This is a genomic window from Neptuniibacter sp. QD29_5 (assembly GCF_047778125.1).
In the GTDB taxonomy this organism is placed as follows: domain Bacteria; phylum Pseudomonadota; class Gammaproteobacteria; order Pseudomonadales; family Balneatricaceae; genus Neptuniibacter.
The window spans coordinates 1,533,205-1,550,733 of record NZ_CP180556.1 but is presented as its reverse complement, the minus strand read 5'-3'; the positions used below and the strand labels follow the sequence as shown (position 1 = coordinate 1,550,733).

Annotated in this window: 15 protein-coding genes; 3 read left to right on the top strand and 12 right to left on the bottom strand. The window is 43.2% G+C overall.

Going from position 1 to position 17,529, the window contains the following annotated elements:
• The first annotated feature begins 29 nt into the window (after positions 1 to 29).
• A complete protein-coding gene (locus tag ACMXYR_RS07110; protein ID WP_415903475.1) occupies positions 30 to 1,748 on the top strand; it encodes a protein adenylyltransferase SelO in 1,719 nt (572 codons plus the stop codon).
• A 165-nt stretch (positions 1,749 to 1,913) separates the two neighbouring features.
• On the opposite strand, the gene ACMXYR_RS07105 is transcribed toward ACMXYR_RS07110, so the two are convergent.
• The 11 genes from ACMXYR_RS07105 to ACMXYR_RS07055 all read right to left on the bottom strand — a co-directional run bounded on the left by ACMXYR_RS07105 (position 1,914) and on the right by ACMXYR_RS07055 (position 14,242).
• Complete coding sequence (locus ACMXYR_RS07105; protein WP_415903474.1) at positions 1,914 to 2,936, bottom strand: hypothetical protein; 1,023 nt, start codon at positions 2,934 to 2,936, stop codon at positions 1,914 to 1,916.
• Positions 2,937 to 3,176: 240 nt separating this feature from the next.
• Complete coding sequence (locus ACMXYR_RS07100) at positions 3,177 to 3,593, bottom strand: hypothetical protein (protein WP_415903473.1); 417 nt, start codon at positions 3,591 to 3,593, stop codon at positions 3,177 to 3,179.
• Between the two features lie 385 nt (positions 3,594 to 3,978).
• Complete coding sequence (locus ACMXYR_RS07095; RefSeq protein ID WP_415903472.1) at positions 3,979 to 4,743, bottom strand: substrate-binding periplasmic protein; 765 nt, start codon at positions 4,741 to 4,743, stop codon at positions 3,979 to 3,981.
• A gap of 367 nt (positions 4,744 to 5,110) precedes the next feature.
• The gene (locus ACMXYR_RS07090) at positions 5,111 to 6,412 is read right to left on the bottom strand and encodes an AMP-binding protein (RefSeq protein ID WP_415903471.1); all 1,302 of its coding nucleotides are present in this window, start codon (positions 6,410 to 6,412) and stop codon (positions 5,111 to 5,113) included.
• Complete coding sequence (locus ACMXYR_RS07085) at positions 6,406 to 7,347, bottom strand: enolase C-terminal domain-like protein (protein ID WP_415903470.1); 942 nt, start codon at positions 7,345 to 7,347, stop codon at positions 6,406 to 6,408. The genes ACMXYR_RS07090 and ACMXYR_RS07085 overlap by 7 nt, the downstream gene beginning before the upstream one ends.
• Positions 7,344 to 8,195, bottom strand: coding sequence for a 1,4-dihydroxy-2-naphthoyl-CoA synthase (menB, locus tag ACMXYR_RS07080; protein WP_415903469.1), 852 nt, complete (start codon positions 8,193 to 8,195; stop codon positions 7,344 to 7,346). The genes ACMXYR_RS07085 and menB overlap by 4 nt, the downstream gene beginning before the upstream one ends.
• Entirely contained in the window at positions 8,188 to 8,961 is a 774-nt protein-coding gene (locus ACMXYR_RS07075; protein WP_415903468.1) for an alpha/beta fold hydrolase, read from the bottom strand. The genes menB and ACMXYR_RS07075 overlap by 8 nt, the downstream gene beginning before the upstream one ends.
• A 7-nt stretch (positions 8,962 to 8,968) precedes the next feature.
• Positions 8,969 to 10,684: a 2-succinyl-5-enolpyruvyl-6-hydroxy-3-cyclohexene-1-carboxylic-acid synthase gene (gene menD, locus ACMXYR_RS07070; RefSeq protein ID WP_415903467.1), complete on the bottom strand. Its 1,716-nt coding sequence runs from the start codon at positions 10,682 to 10,684 to the stop codon at positions 8,969 to 8,971.
• Complete coding sequence (locus ACMXYR_RS07065; RefSeq protein ID WP_415903466.1) at positions 10,665 to 12,083, bottom strand: isochorismate synthase; 1,419 nt, start codon at positions 12,081 to 12,083, stop codon at positions 10,665 to 10,667. Before ACMXYR_RS07065 ends, menD begins: the two co-directional genes overlap by 20 nt.
• 307 nt (positions 12,084 to 12,390) lie before the next feature.
• Positions 12,391 to 13,131 (bottom strand): DNA polymerase III subunit epsilon, encoded by a 741-nt coding sequence (dnaQ, locus tag ACMXYR_RS07060; protein WP_415903465.1) that lies wholly within the window; start codon positions 13,129 to 13,131, stop codon positions 12,391 to 12,393.
• Between the two features lie 178 nt (positions 13,132 to 13,309).
• A complete protein-coding gene (locus ACMXYR_RS07055; RefSeq protein WP_415903464.1) occupies positions 13,310 to 14,242 on the bottom strand; it encodes a LysR family transcriptional regulator in 933 nt (310 codons plus the stop codon).
• A gap of 105 nt (positions 14,243 to 14,347) precedes the next feature.
• Between ACMXYR_RS07055 and ACMXYR_RS07050 the strand changes: the two genes are divergently transcribed.
• Positions 14,348 to 14,575, top strand: coding sequence for a DUF1127 domain-containing protein (locus ACMXYR_RS07050; RefSeq protein WP_415903463.1), 228 nt, complete (start codon positions 14,348 to 14,350; stop codon positions 14,573 to 14,575).
• Positions 14,576 to 14,965: 390 nt separating this feature from the next.
• Here the strand turns inward: ACMXYR_RS07050 and ACMXYR_RS07045 are convergent, their stop codons facing one another.
• Positions 14,966 to 15,343 carry a hypothetical protein gene (locus ACMXYR_RS07045; RefSeq protein WP_415903462.1) on the bottom strand — a complete coding sequence of 126 codons (378 nt, stop codon included), beginning with the start codon at positions 15,341 to 15,343 and terminating at the stop codon, positions 14,966 to 14,968.
• Between the two features lie 426 nt (positions 15,344 to 15,769).
• On the opposite strand from ACMXYR_RS07045, the gene ACMXYR_RS07040 reads away from it, so the two are divergent.
• Positions 15,770 to 17,374 carry an ABC-F family ATPase gene (locus ACMXYR_RS07040; protein WP_415903461.1) on the top strand — a complete coding sequence of 535 codons (1,605 nt, stop codon included), beginning with the start codon at positions 15,770 to 15,772 and terminating at the stop codon, positions 17,372 to 17,374.
• The last annotated feature ends 155 nt before the right edge of the window (positions 17,375 to 17,529 follow it).

The following is a 17,529-nucleotide window of genomic DNA, read 5'->3' as shown; positions in this document are numbered from 1 at the left end:
CCTGCGTTTACCCAAGTTATGGAGCTACAATGATCCACCCACCTTCTACAAATCATGAACCAACTATCGATTCACTCGACGATCTTGCAGCTCACGCCGATTACTCGCTATTACAAACCTTAAATCCTGATCCTGAGGCAACAGAAAATGGGGTCGACCATTTACCTAGAGAGATCTTTTCTGGTCATTATGTGCCAGTTAACCCAACACTGATCAGTGATCCTGAGTATGTCGCACATAGCCACACATTCTTTCGAGAATTAGGTTTTAACGATGCTCTGGCGCAATCGGATGGATTCAAGCAGATGTTCTCTGGCGACCTTTCGCAATTGCCTGAATCTTTATTGAATAAGGGGTGGGCCTGCGGCTATGCCCTTTCTATCTATGGTAATGAGTACTACCAGCAATGCCCGTTTGGTACAGGTAACGGTTATGGTGATGGGCGAGCAATCTCTGTTCTAGAAGGTATCTTCAACAATAAACGTTGGGAGATGCAGCTTAAGGGCGGCGGTCAAACCCCTTATTGCCGCGGCGCAGATGGTCGTGCAGTTTTACGATCAAGTGTACGAGAGTTTCTAGCGCAAGAGCATATGCACGCCCTGGGTGTACCGACATCAAGATCCTTGAGTCTTTATGTTTCAAAATCTGAAACGGTCAGACGCCCATGGTATTCCGAGGGATCACGTTCGCAAGATCCCGATATCATGGTTTATAACCCGGTTGCGATCACCACACGTGTAGCACCGTCGTTTATTCGTGTCGGTCAATTAGAGCTCTTTGGTCGTCGAGCTCGTAAACAAGAACACTCTAAAGCCTTAGAAGAACTAGAAATGCTGGTTCTTCACTTAATCGAACGCGAATATAGCGATCTGATCGACCATGACCTACCCCTAACAAAGAAAGCGCTATTATTAGCACAAGCTGTCCGTAACCGACTTACCTCTCTTATCAGCAACTGGATTCGGGTTGGTTACTGCCAAGGTAACTTCAACAGTGATAACTGTGCTGCGGGTGGTTTTACCCTAGATTATGGTCCATACGGCTTTATGGATGAGTTCGACCCACAATTCCAACCTTGGACCGGCGGCGGGCATCACTTCTCCTTCCTAAATCAGCCTCTAGCCGCAGAGCAGAACTTCCATATGTTCTGCGTAGCCTTAGCTCCCCTTTTCCAAACGGCTCCCGAAGGAATAGAACAGCTAAGTGAAATCAGAAACGGTTTTGCAGAAGCAATGAGCAACAAAATGGAAGCGATGTGGGCTGCAAAACTAGGGCTAGATAAATTTGAGCCAGAACTAGTTAAAGAGCTATTAGCGCTTATGGCCCAAACACAAGCCGATTACACACGCTTCTTCCGTGAACTATCCAATCTTCCAGAGAGCCTAGAGCTTTTAACAAAAAGCTTTTACCTAGAGCCATCCAGCAAACTAGTTGAACGCTGGGAAGATTGGCTCCAGCAATGGAACATAGCTTTGAATCAGGCTAATACCTCTCTTCAACGCTCCCGTGAAGAATGTGCTCAGCAGATGAAACAGGTGAACCCTAAATACACTCTACGTGAGTGGTTCGTACAACCCGCTTATCAGCAAGCGGCTGAAGGTAATTACGAACTAATCAGAGAACTGCAGGAAGTAATGACTCAGCCTTATGCTGAACAATCACAAAAAGTGGAAGATAAGTTTTATAGATTAAGACCAGCAGAACTGAATGATCTAGGTGGTTTATCCCACTACAGCTGCTCATCGTAAAGATTTAAGCTGATCTAAAAAGTCACAATATAAAAACAATAATTCCAATATTTGGACGATTCAGAGAGTTTTCTGAAAGTTCCAGAACATGTCAGCTATCGACACAAAGCAGGCATTAAAAATTGTCAGAACCCCCAATAGGCCAATTAACGACTAAGGGTAGCCTTATTTTGTCAGGCACGTATAAATGTACTCTATTATGTAAGTTACTATACCGAGTTCAGGCTCAACAGGAACGGATATATCGATGGTAATACATGGTGTAACATCAGCTCTCAATGTTTTGTATTCATACAGGAAAGTTTCACGATAGATTTCTTTGAAAGGGTACTTTTGCACCAGGCTTTTATATTTATTGAACCTCCCACGGCCTATTTTTTTTAATCTTTCGTTCCCTGAATAGTCAATCATTGTATTCTTACCATTTAAGAACATTGTATCGAGCAGACGGATTACAATTAACTTATCATTTTTGTCAAAAACCAAAAGGAGCGTCTTCCGGTTTCCTATGGAATAGGGCAAGACAATTTCAACTGAATACTTAGATTTTGCCCTTTGTACAACCTGTCCTACCTTTCCTATCTGAGGTTTAGTGGGTTTATAGACTGGTATTGCACCAAAGGCATTTTTATATGCAACAGGAGGCAATTTCTCCATCACTTGTAATATCTCCGCAGAACCTAGAACAAGACTGTTTTTTGGGAAGCAGTAACCGGAAACTGGAAAAATAAAATTATTGTTGGATAAATAACCAAAGTATTTATTTATTTCCTGAGCTAATAATTCAGGAGCTAGAATATTCGCTGTATTTAAATCTATTCCATGTTCCTTGTGAGGGTGGCTAATTATTCCATCGGGTGGAGACTGAAAATCAAGTGCTCTACGAGAATTTCCTCGCCCTATATAAGCGAAGGGGTTAGAAGAATCCAATTCAATCGCGTAACTGAAGTCAGAGAGAGCTTTCTCATATTCCTTCAAACAAAAATAAGCCCACCCCCTCTCGATATATGAGTCTGAATCGAGCGTACCCTTTTGTAATTTGGCTGCTATTTCTATAACTACTTTTTTATGGCGCTCAGCGTGAAAATTAACATATGATTTTCCTAATAATAGGTTGGTACACCCACTCATATTAACCATCATGATCAGGCCAAAGGAGATAAAGATTCTTCTTACGGCAAAGCTCATACCATGTTCTCAAAAAAATCGAGTACAACAAAAGTGTAGATTCAGTGTTTATTGAATTCTAGGGTAAAGGATAACTACTTGATGACAGCTACAGGCTCTTTTTCTGTCGTCTAATCGGGAGGCCACGGCAGCCAACGTTCCCCTCCTTCCTGCCAGAGGAAGGCTATAATTTTGACGAGCCCAACAACAGCGGGCTTTATAAAAATTTAATTCAGCACCGACGGGAAGTACGGCACTAATCTATTCTGCTTTTAAAGTACCATTGAACCAGTACTCACGATGAATATCCGCCCAATACCATCGTTTTTTTGTCCAGATGTAAGTCACATTCATAACTGTACCATCAAGGCTTCCCTTCCAAGAGAGCTGGCCATGAGTTGGGCTGATAGTAGTCGCCTTGAAGTGAATTTTTCCGGCGTCTTCCCACGCATCGTATTTACCATGCTTAAAATCATAGTCACTGCATGATTCAGAGATAAACAATCCTTCATTAAAATAAAGGGTGTCGTTCTGGTTCGCTTCTCTACCTTTCTCCCCGTTTTGTCCAACGTAGCTAGTGCCGTCTAAAAGCCCTTGTGACTCTGCAATAGCAGGTTGAAAAAATAGAAGAACGCAAAGCGTGAGGATTGGGGATAAGAGGTATTTGCAAGTTTTCATGTCGCACCTCCTTCTGCTTAAGGAAAGTACAGTTAAGTATAGTTTTTTCAGGAGGTTCTGCTCTGTTGATTCATGTTCCTACTTTGTAAGATGATCAGAAATAGGCATGCTTAAACCTGTATGCTTAATGTATAACAACAGAATAGCACTATAACCTTGTTAGATTCATGGGAATAGGCTGATTGCCATACGTGTATGAGCTGCGTAATTTCCGCTTTTAGCACGAAGTAGACCACAGAGACCATTCCAGAACCGTCGAGATCGTCTACCGACACAAAACGGGCATTAAAGCCAAACATAAGCCGATTGAGATATCTCCAAATAGAGAATACAAAACAAGATATAACACATTAGCTCTTATGCGGTTATTATGGTTCGCATCAGGTTATTTCAAGTATTTTTTGAGAATTTTCTGATAGATGCCCTTTTCTTTGATCTGTTCTAATGCATTACGAAACTGTTCTACCACTACGTCTGATGTTTTTGGCCCAAAGGCCATATACATTCCTTCGTCGGTCAGGTCTTCTAACACGAACACCTGTTTAACATGGTCGTGCTGATTCTCCTGTTCCAAAAAGTAATAGCCAGGAATACTTGCCACTCCCCACAGATCAATTCGTCCTTTAATCAGTTTTTTAATATTATTGCTATACGCATCTTGACCGCTCATCCGATAAAGATACTGAAATTCGTGCGCTGTTAAATATTGTTCAACCACATCATTATTGGTGGTTCCAATGCTATATGGTTTTGCATCCTCAAGGTTCCTGATGACAATATCGGTTCGTGCTTTTAAAGCCCACAAACTGTAATTAGCTGGAGCAATCACTCCGACCCATTTAAACAACTTCTCTCGAGCTTTCGTTCGAGTAATTGAGTGAAGTAACACATTTTCTTGCAGTTGCGTGTACTTGTAGGCTCGTGCCCACGGCATACTGATCGGGAGCGCTGTAATCTTCATCTCATGCAAGACAGCCTGAACCACCTCAGTACTCAATCCAACAACCGTTCCGTTATTATCAGTGTAATTGTACGGAGGGAATTCGGATGTCCATACACTGATTGCTCCTGTCTCTTGCGCATATCCTTTATATGGAAAAACGAATACGACAGAGAACACAATGGCACTTATCACAATAAGAACTTTCATAAACTATTTCCGTTGTCGTAACGCCAAGCTATAAATTCTATTCCTTTGCTGAATATTAGCTGTTAAGACTGTTAATCCCAAAACCCATCATACATTCGGGCCTATTTTTCGAGTCACTTACTTGAATCAGGTAAGGATATTAAAGCGGTACAGCAGCTATTAAAATATAGTTTCGTCAATACAGCCTAAATTTAGACTCTGGTTATCTGACATTTCCAGATAAGGCTAATTCGAGGGATAAGCTAAATAACCACTTCTGACACATTGCGGTAGTAGTTTACTACCCCTTTTAAATTCGTTTTACTATATATTGGATTTATCGTTTGAGGTCACTAAACGCCTTATCTTTGTTCGTAACAGATAGCGGTTACCGCTCTTTTTCAGCTAGAGCGGCAAGCTCCTTGCGAGATAACTTAAGGCCTTTCACCAACATAGAATCCGGTATTTTGGCAAAGCCAACAGGGATCATAAAACTGGGTAATACGTTTTTTAGCTCGGATTTAATCTGGGTGAAACAACAATCTGCATTTACCCAAGCAAAAGGCCGACAACCAAACTCAGGACACGCAACAGGCACCACTACTGCTTGAGTCACACCTTCTAGTTTGAGTAGTTGTTTCTCAATCATTTCCGGCTGAATATTTTCGCCACCGCTAATAAACTGATTATCCTTACGCCCTGTAATCAGTAGCCTATTACTCTCCCACCGGCCGATATCACCTGTCCGGAAAAATACCTCTGATGATCTCAATTGGTTACTAACCAAATAGCCTGCAAATAAGCTTTCACCTGCCAGTAATATTTCACCGTCTTCATCAACCTTTAGCTCGACACTGTCTAGAACTGCCATTGACCCATCTTCACCTTCAGTACAAGCCTGTGATGATATTTCGCTCATGCCGTAAGTCTTTCTTAACGGTAAGTCAGCACATGAACGTAATAGCTTTTCGGCAGTCGGTCCACCACCTATCAGCAAGGTTTTTAACCTTAAATCCTTTGTATCGTCTTCTGATGCTTTAAAACGTTGTAACTGTGTCGCAACCATCGAAGCATGGGTTATACCCATCCTCTGTAGAAATAACGGATCCTCTACACGACCACCAATAGTCAGCGATGCACCGGACACTATTGCCCTGAAAAACACACTAAAACCACCGATATGGTAGATCGGCAATGAGACATGCCAATGATCAGAAGAGTCGCAAGGATTGATCATCGCTGAAGCTTTAGCACTGGCAATATGGTTAGAGAGACGATGACACACCAGTTTAGGTGTTCCTGTCGATCCCGATGTAAAAATCCCATTCACTATGGATAGATCGACAACACCCTCTTCATGCTCTTCATGTAGTGCCGTTACCCCATGCTGATCGATAAAATACGCATACTGGTTAAGGGCTTTTAACTCGTTGAGTTGACTCTCGCTAAATGAAGGATTGAACGGAACTGCTACCGCCCCCAGCTCCATAATGGCACAACTTAAAATGAGCGTATCAAGGGTATTATCAGCTTTATACAGAACAAGTTGATTCTCTCTTAAACCGAATGAATACAGCTCATCTCTCTTAGATTGGATCAGACGATTGAAAGCCTCATAAGAATAACGATGCTGCTCATCACCCAGTGTACTGCCATTGCCATAATGCTTTTCGAGGAGCGTTTCTAGCATAGCCGCGCAATCTCTTTGCAATCTGCCATTGGGACAGTTTGCTCTCTAAGCGTTATTTTTGCGGGCTGTAGATCTTTTGCTAGATACTTAAGGGTATCCAAACCCTGCTCCTCGGTTAATTCCAGATCCTGAGCAAGTGAATGATAGAACTCCAATGAGACATTGCTTTCAAAGCTACTGGAAAGAACACAGGCTATTCCCCTCTCACGAGCCAATTGAGCAAGTTCTATAGTCCGCTGTAACCCACATAGCATTGGCTTTAATACCCAGGTTTTAGCTGTAAAGAATATTTCCGGAACAAGCTTTTGCGGATCCAGCTCGCGGAGAGATTCATCAAAAGCGATAGACAATCCGTTAGGTTGGTAATGGTCGAGGCACTTAAGCGGCTCTTCCACATAATCGATTTGTGCCATATTCAGTGAATGCTGTAGAGCTTCCAGTTCTTCTATCGTCCATGTCCGGTTGGCATCAACTCGCAACTTTTGATGAGGTTCCAAATAAGCTAAAACAGACTTTAAAGACAAAACATCATTCTCGATTGATTGATGCCCTGCTTTGATTTTTATTCGATGGCTTTCGGAGCTCTTATCCATAAGCGAACAGGAACGAACAGCTGTAGAACGCAAAGGATACTCAAGTTGATACCACGCAGCTTCAATTGCAAACCGCACACTTGGGTATAAGTGATTTGGACTAGGGGAAGCGGAAAAATCACTCGAATTAAGCATCAATAACTGCTGCTTACATTGTTCTAGGGTTTCATTTGAAAAACCTGGTAAGGGTGCGATCTCTGTATAAATACTCTGATCGTCAAACAACCAGTGTAGTAGCAATCCCTGTCTAGTTTTGAGTATTTTCCGCTTACCACCCACATTTAAAAAAAAGGGGGAGGTAAACGGAATTTCATACTCAAGAAGCCTGACCTTAGGGATCATGGCTGGCGTTTAAATCGCTTAAAGTCAGGTGGACGTTTTTCATTGTAGGCATTACGGCCTTCCTGCCCTTCCTCAGTCATATAAAACAACATAGTCGCATTACCGGCTAGCTCCTGAAGACCTGCTTGCCCGTCTATTCCAGCATTGAAAGCACTCTTTAACGTTCTTAATGCCATAGGTGAAAGCCTAAGCACTTTTCGGCACCACTCAACCGTGGTTAGTTCCAGATTTTCTATAGGTACGACCTTGTTTACTAGGCCCATATCTAGTGCCTCTTTTGCATCGTACTGATCACATAAGAACCAGATCTCACGGGCTTTCTTCTGCCCTACGATACTCGCCATATAACTGGCACCAAAACCACCATCGAAAGAACCCACTTTAGGGCCTGTCTGACCAAATCGAGCATTCTCAGCAGCTACCGTCATATCACACACCAGATGCAGTACATGACCACCACCAATGGCACAACCCGCTACCATCGCGATAACTGGCTTAGGTAGGCTTCGGATCATCTTCTGAAGATCCAGAACATTAAGGTGATGAACACCAGACTCATCTTCGTAGCCCGTATCACCTCTAACTCGCTGATCCCCGCCTGAACAAAAAGCCATATCTCCTTGCCCAGTCAGAATAACTACACCAACCTGATCGTCATAACGGGCATCATTGACTGCCGCAATCATCTCTTTAACTGTTTGTGGACGAAAGGCATTACGTACTTCAGGACGATTAATGGTGATCTTAGCGATGCCCTCAGCCTTGTGATAAAGGATATCGGAAAATTGCTGCCCGCAATCAACCCAATCTGCGCCCTTCTGGATACTGCTGTCTGCAGGGTTAGTCATGAATAAAGCCCGTTAAAAAATTAGATAAAATCCTACTCACACTACAGGCCTGATCACTGTGACAATTATGGCCTGCACCCGAGATAACATGATGAACGATATTAGCATGCTGTTGAACGAGCTGTTTTGCTAATTCGGTGTATTTTTTATCATGCTCTCCTGTGAGATAAGTAATAGGGTGTCCCCCAAGTGAGGACGTCATATCCTGCTGATTAGCCACAGATAGAGTTAGCAATAAGTTTCCTAAAGCAGATGGATCAGCCTTATGGCGTTGATAGATCTGTTCCGCGGTATCTTTTTCCCTACCGTTAAACACAGCTTGCTGATACCACTGCTCCAAAGTGAGCTTAAGATCCTGCTGACTAAACCGCTGCTGCCAAACTAAATCACTGTCTAGCCGCGCTTTGTCGCCGGGGAGGCCCGGGTGCCCTCCGTCAAATAAAGCACCACAAATTGAACCAGGATTATCCCTTAACCAATGCATCCCAATACGGGCACCCAAAGAATAAGCCAGTAAAAACACCGGTTGTTTAAAATCGGGGAGCTGCTGCCACAACCAACGGCTATAACCTTCAATATCTGTTACATCCTCTGGAAATGTCAGAGGTAAAGCGAGATAAACGATATTCAGTTTCTGACTATCAGGAAGATGATCTATGACGGGTTTCCAGTCATCCTGCCCTCCCATAAAGCCATGGAGACAGAGTATAACAGGGGAGTTTTCAGCTAAAATCTGGCCTTGGTGATAAGGATGGTCGATCAGCATCTAATGATTAGCCTGTCGAATCAGAAGCTGCACAATGATTTCTTGAAAACTCATAGAGTGCTTTTATCTGCTGACTACTCTCAGTGGGAGGCAGTTGTAACTCGATCATTGCCACTCCATTCTGTTTGAGTAAATCAGTAAGTTGCTGTTTGAATTGCGCTTCGGTGCTAGGTGAATGATGAGGAATATCAAAACTTTTAGCGATATTGCCAAACCCCAAACCATGCGGCAGCTGGAAAAAGTCCCGCTGGACATCACCTAAATTGGCCGCTGGCAGCATGTTAAATATGCTACCGCCGTCATTGTTCAACACGATCAATATAAGCGGATAGTCACTGCTATGACGGCGTGCGATCATCAAACTGTTTAGATCATGCAGCAAAGATGTATCACCCAACAAAACCACTATAGGTCTCTCTCGCCCCTGCTGTACACCACAAGCCGTAGCCAACAGTCCATCTATCCCACTCGCCCCTCGGTTACTGAAGACAGGGAAATTTCGATTAGACTGCAGATCCATCAAGCGAATGCTTAAGCTATTACCGACAAAGAGATCTACGCTACTATCCAGAACATCACACAGAGTCTGCGCAGCTTTCAGTTCACCAAATGATAGTGAACGCATAAAGGTTCGTGCTTTCTCCAGTATCTGGCCACTCTTTTCTAACAGTTGAGCATGATCTGATTTTTCGATAACTGCATCCTGACAGTACTCATCTATATCTATGCAAATCTGGGTGGCCGTTTTAGAGGGATCGAGTGCTAACGCCTGTGGCGAAACCAAAATATAGTTTTCAAAATGGCTTTCAGATAACCAATTCAACAAGCGCTTGCCGACAAGTCGCCCACCTAACTGAATCACCGAGTCGTATTCAGCAAGAAGGTCAGGCTGAGCTTCAAGAATCAGTTCAGCACTTTGAATAACCAAGCGATGCTTCGGCAATTTACTGTTTATGTCAGCAATTACCGGGGTATCAAACCGTTCGGCCAATGCCATAACATACTGTGCTTGCGAAGGGGTTAAATCACCAGCGACAAGAAGCGTTTTTCCACTGGGCTGGATAGACTCGGCCTCAAAAGTTGAGGAGATAGATGGCCTCACATGATCAACATCCTGAAGGTATTTTTCGATATCTAACAGATGTTCAGTACTAGTTGGATAAAGCGGCTCCCTAAATGCGCAATTGATCTGCACAGGGCCTGACGTAGTGGCTTTCTGGTAAGCCCTGACAATTGAACTCAGGTTTTCTGTAATCTCTGCTTCACTATCTAACGCATCAATCTGACAAAATTCGACAACATTATCAGCAAAGATTCCTTTCTGATTAATCGCCTGATTCGCGCCACAATTTAGCAACTCTTCAGGCCTATCAGCAGAGAGCACCATCAACGGCTGCGATGTTTGAAAAGCTTCGATGACCGCAGGATATAAATTGGCAACCGCAGTCCCAGATGTAGTAATCACGATGACTGGCTTTGACCGCGCTTTGACAAGACCTAGTGCGAAAAAGCCTAAGCCTCGCTCATCAAGATGCGTGTGTAATCTCAGCTGTCCTTGCTCCCCTTTATTGGTTTTAAAATGGGAAAGTTTGGCAGCCGCAATAACTAAAGGTGCACTTCTAGAGCCAGGCGCAATACAGATGTCCTCGACGCCCAACTGAACTAACTGCTCTAGAACAGCAGCGGCCCATAGATTTGTCAGATTAGTGTTGTGCTGTGCCATAAACCACATCAAGAAGAGAGTTAATTTTCGAATCCAGCTCCTGCCATTCCGATTCTGAATCGGAGCCGTCAACCAAACCCACACCAGAAAAACAGTGTAACCGGTTATTTTCCAGTAGTGCAGATCGGATTACGACAGCAAGATCAACAAACTCCATCTCATCACTATAACTGACGATTCCAATCCCTCCGCTATACCAACCACGCGCTAGAGTCTCATTTGAAGACAGGAAGTTCATGGCTGCATCTCTTGGATAACCCGATACTGCAGGTGTTGGGTGGAGAAGATTTATCAGTTCAGCATCATCAATTTTACAGTTAAGTTCAGCCGTCACCTTTTGATAAAGATGCTGAACCTTTTCCAATTTCATAACTTGAGTAGGTTCAAAATCAACCGGGTTACAAACACCTTCAAGCTGCTGCTGTATAAATCGGCTTACCAAGCCATGTTCATTCTGAAACCGCGAGTCATTAAGTAACTTTTGAGCCAACAGTTCATCACTCGTCAAACCTTCACCTCGCCCAACCGTTCCAGCCAATGACTCGGTACAAAGTTGCTGCCCTTCTCTTTTATAAAGACGCTCAGGTGAACACCCCAAAAGATACTTGTCGCCTCTTTGCAGCATAAATGAATAAGTATCTGGATTTACCGCCAACCAACGATTCAATAACTGATGAACATTCATTGAGCCATCAATAGAAAGAACGACATCTCTTGCCAGAACGACTTTTTCAATAGACTGCTGAACAATCTCACTCTGCACCTGATCACAGAGATCACGCCAATGGGCTTTATCAATACTGGAACATTGCCGATATGGTCTATCAAACTTACTAATTTCTTGATTGGACTTATTCCATTCCAGTTCAAGTAACAGCCCGATCAGATCATTTTTTGCAGTATTCCATTCAGCCTCGCCGTCACATGGCAGGTGAATATGTAGGTGATATTCACTCTGAGTTTCGCTCAAACAGATCTGCGGCAAAACAAAATAACTGGATGGAAAACCTTGCCAGATATCACTCTCATCTTCTTCAGCGAAAGAAAATCCGCCGAAGAAAAAAGGCTGATACGCTTTTTCAGATTGGCTAAAGATCCGAGATGATAAATCTCTAACTTCAGCAATCGCTTCTGCTGATGAGTCTGTGATTACCTCCACAGCGGCACCAAGGCCTGCAAGCACACGATCCTGATCTCGCTCACGCCAAAACATTTGCTGGTGAGAAGTATTATTGGAAAGAAAGGCAATCAAATCCCGGCGATCGATAGAAACCGAAGCGTGGTATATACGATTAAAAATATAAGGTAATGAGTTAACCTGCTTACACAATGTTGCAACAAAGTCAGGTTGATCCGAAAAATCGATAAGAGATTCTGCAGGCTTTACGAGTGTTTGCAAAATATCCTTGGCCTAAAAAAAAATGAACGATCACATTATTCAAAACATAATACCGAATACAAATATGACCACAACAGAGCAGTTGATCTAATGTGCTAAGAAATCCATGTTTCTTTACATTCTCTGCCCTGCATCAAACCATGATCTCTATAAGGTAGCCCTGCAAGAAATATTCAAAACAAATAAAGAGAGGTCTAAAGATTAAGTCCTACTAAGTTAAATAATCTTGCGAGGGTCTTTTTACATCTATTCATCTGAAACCATCATTGCAGCTTCACTGAATTGTACTGTGCAGTGGTATTGGTAATTATTCCGCCTCAACTAGTTCCTGACGCCAAGTGCAGCTGCAGCCCGCTTTCTTATCAAGCATGTTAAGGAAAGCTTCGTGCTCGGCTAGCTCTTCATCGGTTATGGTGACCAAAGGTAAGCCTTGCAGCGCATCTGCATGTCTTCTGATTTTACCTGCATCACCACCAGCCATATCATCATCCGACAACAATAAGGAGGTTTGGCCACCTGTCATCAACAGGTAAACATCTGCAAGAATCTCGGCATCCAACAAGGCGCCGTGCAACTCACGATGGGAATTATCAATACCTAAGCGACGGCATAATGCGTCTAGGTTGTTCTTCTGACCAGGGAATTTGTCTTTAGCGATTTTGAGGGAGTCGGTAATTTTACAGAGCTCTTCTGTGCTCTTCCAACCCTCGCCCAACATACCAAATTCATGATCCATGAACCCGACGTCGAAGGGTGCGTTATGTGCAATCATCTCAGAGCCATCGAGAAACTCGGCAAACTCCTGAGCGATCTCAGCAAATTTAGGGCAGTCTTTAACCTGCTCATCAGTGATACCGTGGACCGCAATTGCTTCTGGATCAATCGGCATCTCTGGGTTGATGTAGACGTGAAAAGTGTTGCCAGTCAGCTTACGGTTGATTACCTCAACACAGCCGATCTCAATAATCCGGTGCCCTTGGAAATGTGGACCACTTTCCTGGTTCATACCTGTGGTTTCAGTATCCAGAATCACCAGACGATTCGACATAAATAAGGCCTCTTAATCACTAACTACAATGGCGCGAGTATAACAGAGTATTTTTCTGTAAACAGGTGATCTCGCTATATCTGACTATGTAAAAGTACTTGGCAGTATTGTTAGCTGTAAAGGAGATCAAATCTCCTGATTCACGTAGGAATCAAAGACTTGATAGAACTCGTTTACCTTAGTCATCCATCAGTGAAAAATTGGAAGCATCCTTAAATACCTGCCAATGCGCTTCCACGGCTCTAACCTCATCCATAATCCACTCGGTAAAAGCCATCACCTTTGGCCGATCAAAATTAGCTTCAGGTGCAACCAGATAGTTGGCATAAGGCGAATTCCAATAGCACTTAAGCGGGCACACTAAATGGCCGCGCTCTATATACTCGTACACTAAACTGTACCGAATCGGGGCCACACCCTGACCATTCAATGCAGCATCCACCTGCAGGCTAGAATCCAGCAGTAAAAGAACGACCTGATTTTTGCCCCCCATTTCTCGCACAAATCCAGCATTCACCTGTTTAAGTTCAGGTGAGTCATCAATCAACAAGGGCAAGTTTCCAAGGTTCAGATCAGCACCATCCTTTGTCTGCAAAAGATCAGGGTGACAGACCGATACGATGTAATCCTCAGTTAGAATTTTCTCCATCAACTGTGTATTCCCGCCTTCAGCAAAACGAATCGCCAGATCCTGACTATCATCCGAAAAGTCATGTAGGTCACATGAAGTAGACACTAAGCAATTGAACTCTGGATAGGCCTGCTGAAATGAACCCAGCCTAGGTATCAACCACCGCGCAGCAAATGAAGGTAACGAAGTGATCTTAAGTTGATTGGGTGAAGGATCTACCGAAAGCGCTCTACTCCCCTCATCAATCGCCTTAAACGCCTGTTGGATATATGGCAGCAAAGACGCACCAGCAGGAGATAAACGCACCTCTCGATTCAGACGAATAAATAGAGGCTTTGCAAAGTAGTCTTCCAGCAAACGTATCTGCTGGCTGACAGCAGCCTGCGTCACAAACAATTTTTCAGCAGCCACTTTAAAACTGCCATGTTCAGCAGCCATTAAAAAAACACGCAACGCTTTAAGAGGAGGTAAACGATCCATATAACTTAAGTTTTAATTAACCGAATAGAAATTTATATCGTTTGTCACTATAGCAACCCAAGACCAATAATACTTACAAATTAAGCATAAACGGAGGATACACAGATGATCATTCAAGTATGTGAAAACTACCAGCCATCAAAAGAGATAAGAAATAGTTATCTTCTTCCAACAATAGATTTGCATAAGCTGGCGTGTACCCTCAAGCAATGGCGACAGAACTACCGCACCCGAAATGCGCTGTTCGAGTTAAGTGATGGGCAATTGAAAGATATAGGTCTTAGTCGAGTGCAAGCTCACAAAGAAGCGAGAAAGCCTTTCTGGATTACATAGAAAAAAACGGGGTCTCAACGCATAGAGGCTAACATCAAAAAACATTCATTGGTTCCCATTTTGGGTTAAGTAAAACTCACGATGGAGAATGAGAAGTGTAAAATCTCATTTGAAATGAAATGGCGTCTCTTAATAGTGAAATAGCGCCTCGTTTAAGATGAAATGCAAACCAAAAAAGCAGCCTTCAGGCTGCTTTTAGGTTCTGGTAGTTCCGGGAAAGAAGGGATAGAGCTATAAAGGTAACGTCTGCTAACGACACATTGCAGGCATCGACAAATCTGAGATACCGTGTTCGCAAGAGTGCTCAGAACGTTTGTAATATGATTAAGTAACAGGCAAAACAAAGAGGAAGCAACGTAGATACTGGTTCCCCTTAAGCTTCACACAGGCTTAATCTTTACGTGATTCTCGTTCTTGCTCTGCCCTTTCTTTCCGCATTTCTCTTTCGTGTTCTTCCCTATCTTTCATCATTTCACGTTGGTGCTCTTCCCTATCCTTACGCATCTCACGCTCATACTCTTCTTTGTATTTGCGGTTTTCACGTTCCATTTCTTCACGCTCTTTACGACTTTCTCGCTGATATTCCGCATCACGTTTTCGCTGCTCTTTTATCATTTCTTTATTGTGCTTCATGCGTTCACGTTCATTTTTCATTTGCTCTTTAGCCGCTTCTCTCTGCTCTTTATCCTTCGAGTCAGCGTGAGCAACCGTTAAAGGAAGAGTTATTGCTAATAGACTAATTCCTAGCCCTTTAATGATTTTCTGCATTTTAGTAATTCCTTTGTGAGCCTTTAAATAAATATAAAAATAACGTATCAGAGCTTGCTTGCAACTGAATGAACAGAGTGTATATCCATGTCCGCTATTGGCACTTTGGGTGCATTACTACTCTCTATTCCCCAATTCATTTCACTACACATGTGAATTCATACAATTCGTTTCATTCCAAATAGATTTATAACACCCAGGAATTAGAGGAAAAATGAAATATCCCCGTAGTTAGAGCTATTTTCATTTCTGTACTTATGAGATTCGACAAGAAACTTAACCCTATATCGCTACCGGTGATTTTTTAAACAATTTCAGGTTAAATAATCACCTCTTTTCTCCTCTTTTCTGGTAAAGTTCGCCTCCCTGTAACAGCCCTTAAAATCCGCTGTACATCTTCTAATTTTTTACCCTCAGGACACTCCCTTGATATCCTCTGCGAACATCACAATGCAGTTTGGCGCTGAGCCTTTGTTTGAAAATATTTCGGCTAAATTCGGTAACGGCAATCGTTATGGTTTGATTGGCGCAAACGGCTGCGGCAAATCTACATTTATGAAGATTCTTAGTGGAGATCTGGTGCCAACATCAGGCAACGTTTCTATTACGCCGGGTGAAAAGATGGGTGTCCTTAGTCAGGATCAGTTCGCCTTTGAAGAGTACACGGTTATCGATGCGGTAATCATGGGTGATACCGAGCTTTGGAAGGTAAAGCAGGAGCGTGATCGTATTTATGCGCTACCAGAGATGTCCGAAGAAGATGGGATGAAGGTTGGTCATCTGGAAAGCGAATTCGCCGAGATGGATGGTTACACCGCAGAAAGTCGTGCTGGTGATATCCTACTGGAAGCAGGGATTGCCGAAGAATATCATTTTGGCTTGATGAGTCAGGTAGCACCGGGCTGGAAACTACGTGTGTTATTAGCACAAGCTTTGTTTGCCAACCCAGATATTCTGTTGCTGGACGAACCAACCAACAACTTGGATATCCATACAATTAGCTGGCTTGAGTCGGTTCTAAACCAGCGTAAGTGCACTATGATCATTATCTCCCACGACCGTCACTTCCTAAATGCGGTTTGTACCCATATGGCGGATATCGATTACGGTGAGCTAAGAATCTATCCGGGCAATTATGATTACTTCCTAGAAGCGTCCTCTTTGATCCGTGAGCAGCTATTAACGGAAAATGCGAAAAAGAGTGCTGAGCTGGATGAACTACAAGCGTTTGTAAATCGTTTTTCTGCCAATGCCTCTAAAGCAAAACAAGCAAGTTCGCGTGCTAAGAAGATGGAGAAGATCGAGCTAGATGAAGTTAAAACCTCCAGCCGTCAGATCCCTTCCATCACTTTAAAGCAGGATAAAAAGCTGCACCGCCAAGCGCTAATCTTAGAAGATGTTGGCCACGGTTTTGAAGACAACAAATTATTCGAAAACGGCAATCTGATCCTAGAAGCCGGCGCTAAACTCGCCGTTATCGGTGAGAACGGTGCCGGTAAAACTACTTTCTTGCGCTGCCTGATGGACGAGCTGCAAGCGAATGAAGGTACGATAAAATGGTCTGAAAATGCGGTTATTGGTTATTGCCCGCAGGATAGCAGTGCTGATTTTGATTCTGATCTAACACTATTTGAGTGGATGTCTCAGTGGCGTACACCTAAGCATGATGATCTGAAAGTCCGTGCTATGTTAGGTCGCTTACTCTTTACAGCTGACGACTTTAACAAGAAAGCTAAAGTCTGTTCCGGTGGTGAGAAAAACCGCCTGCTGTTCGGCAAAATGATGATGATAGATTTGAACGTCCTGATTATGGATGAGCCAACCAACCACATGGATATGGAAGCTATCGAAGCATTAAACAATGCTTTGCTTGGCTTTGACGGCACGCTGATCTTTGTCAGCCATGACCGCGCATTTGTATCCTCATTAGCAACGCATATTATCGAAATTAAAGATCAACAGATGATCAATTTCCACGGCACTTTCGATGAGTATATGGATAGCCAAAAGGTTACTGCTGAAGTTGCTTAAAAGCCGTCATAGACACCAATAAAAAAGGGCCTGATTAAATCAGGCCCTTTTTGTATTAAGCATTATTCTGCCAACTTCGGCTACACCATCTGCCCCACAACACCCCCGTTATTTAAGCCTACTAACTATCACGACCTCCCTGTTAACCGGAAACA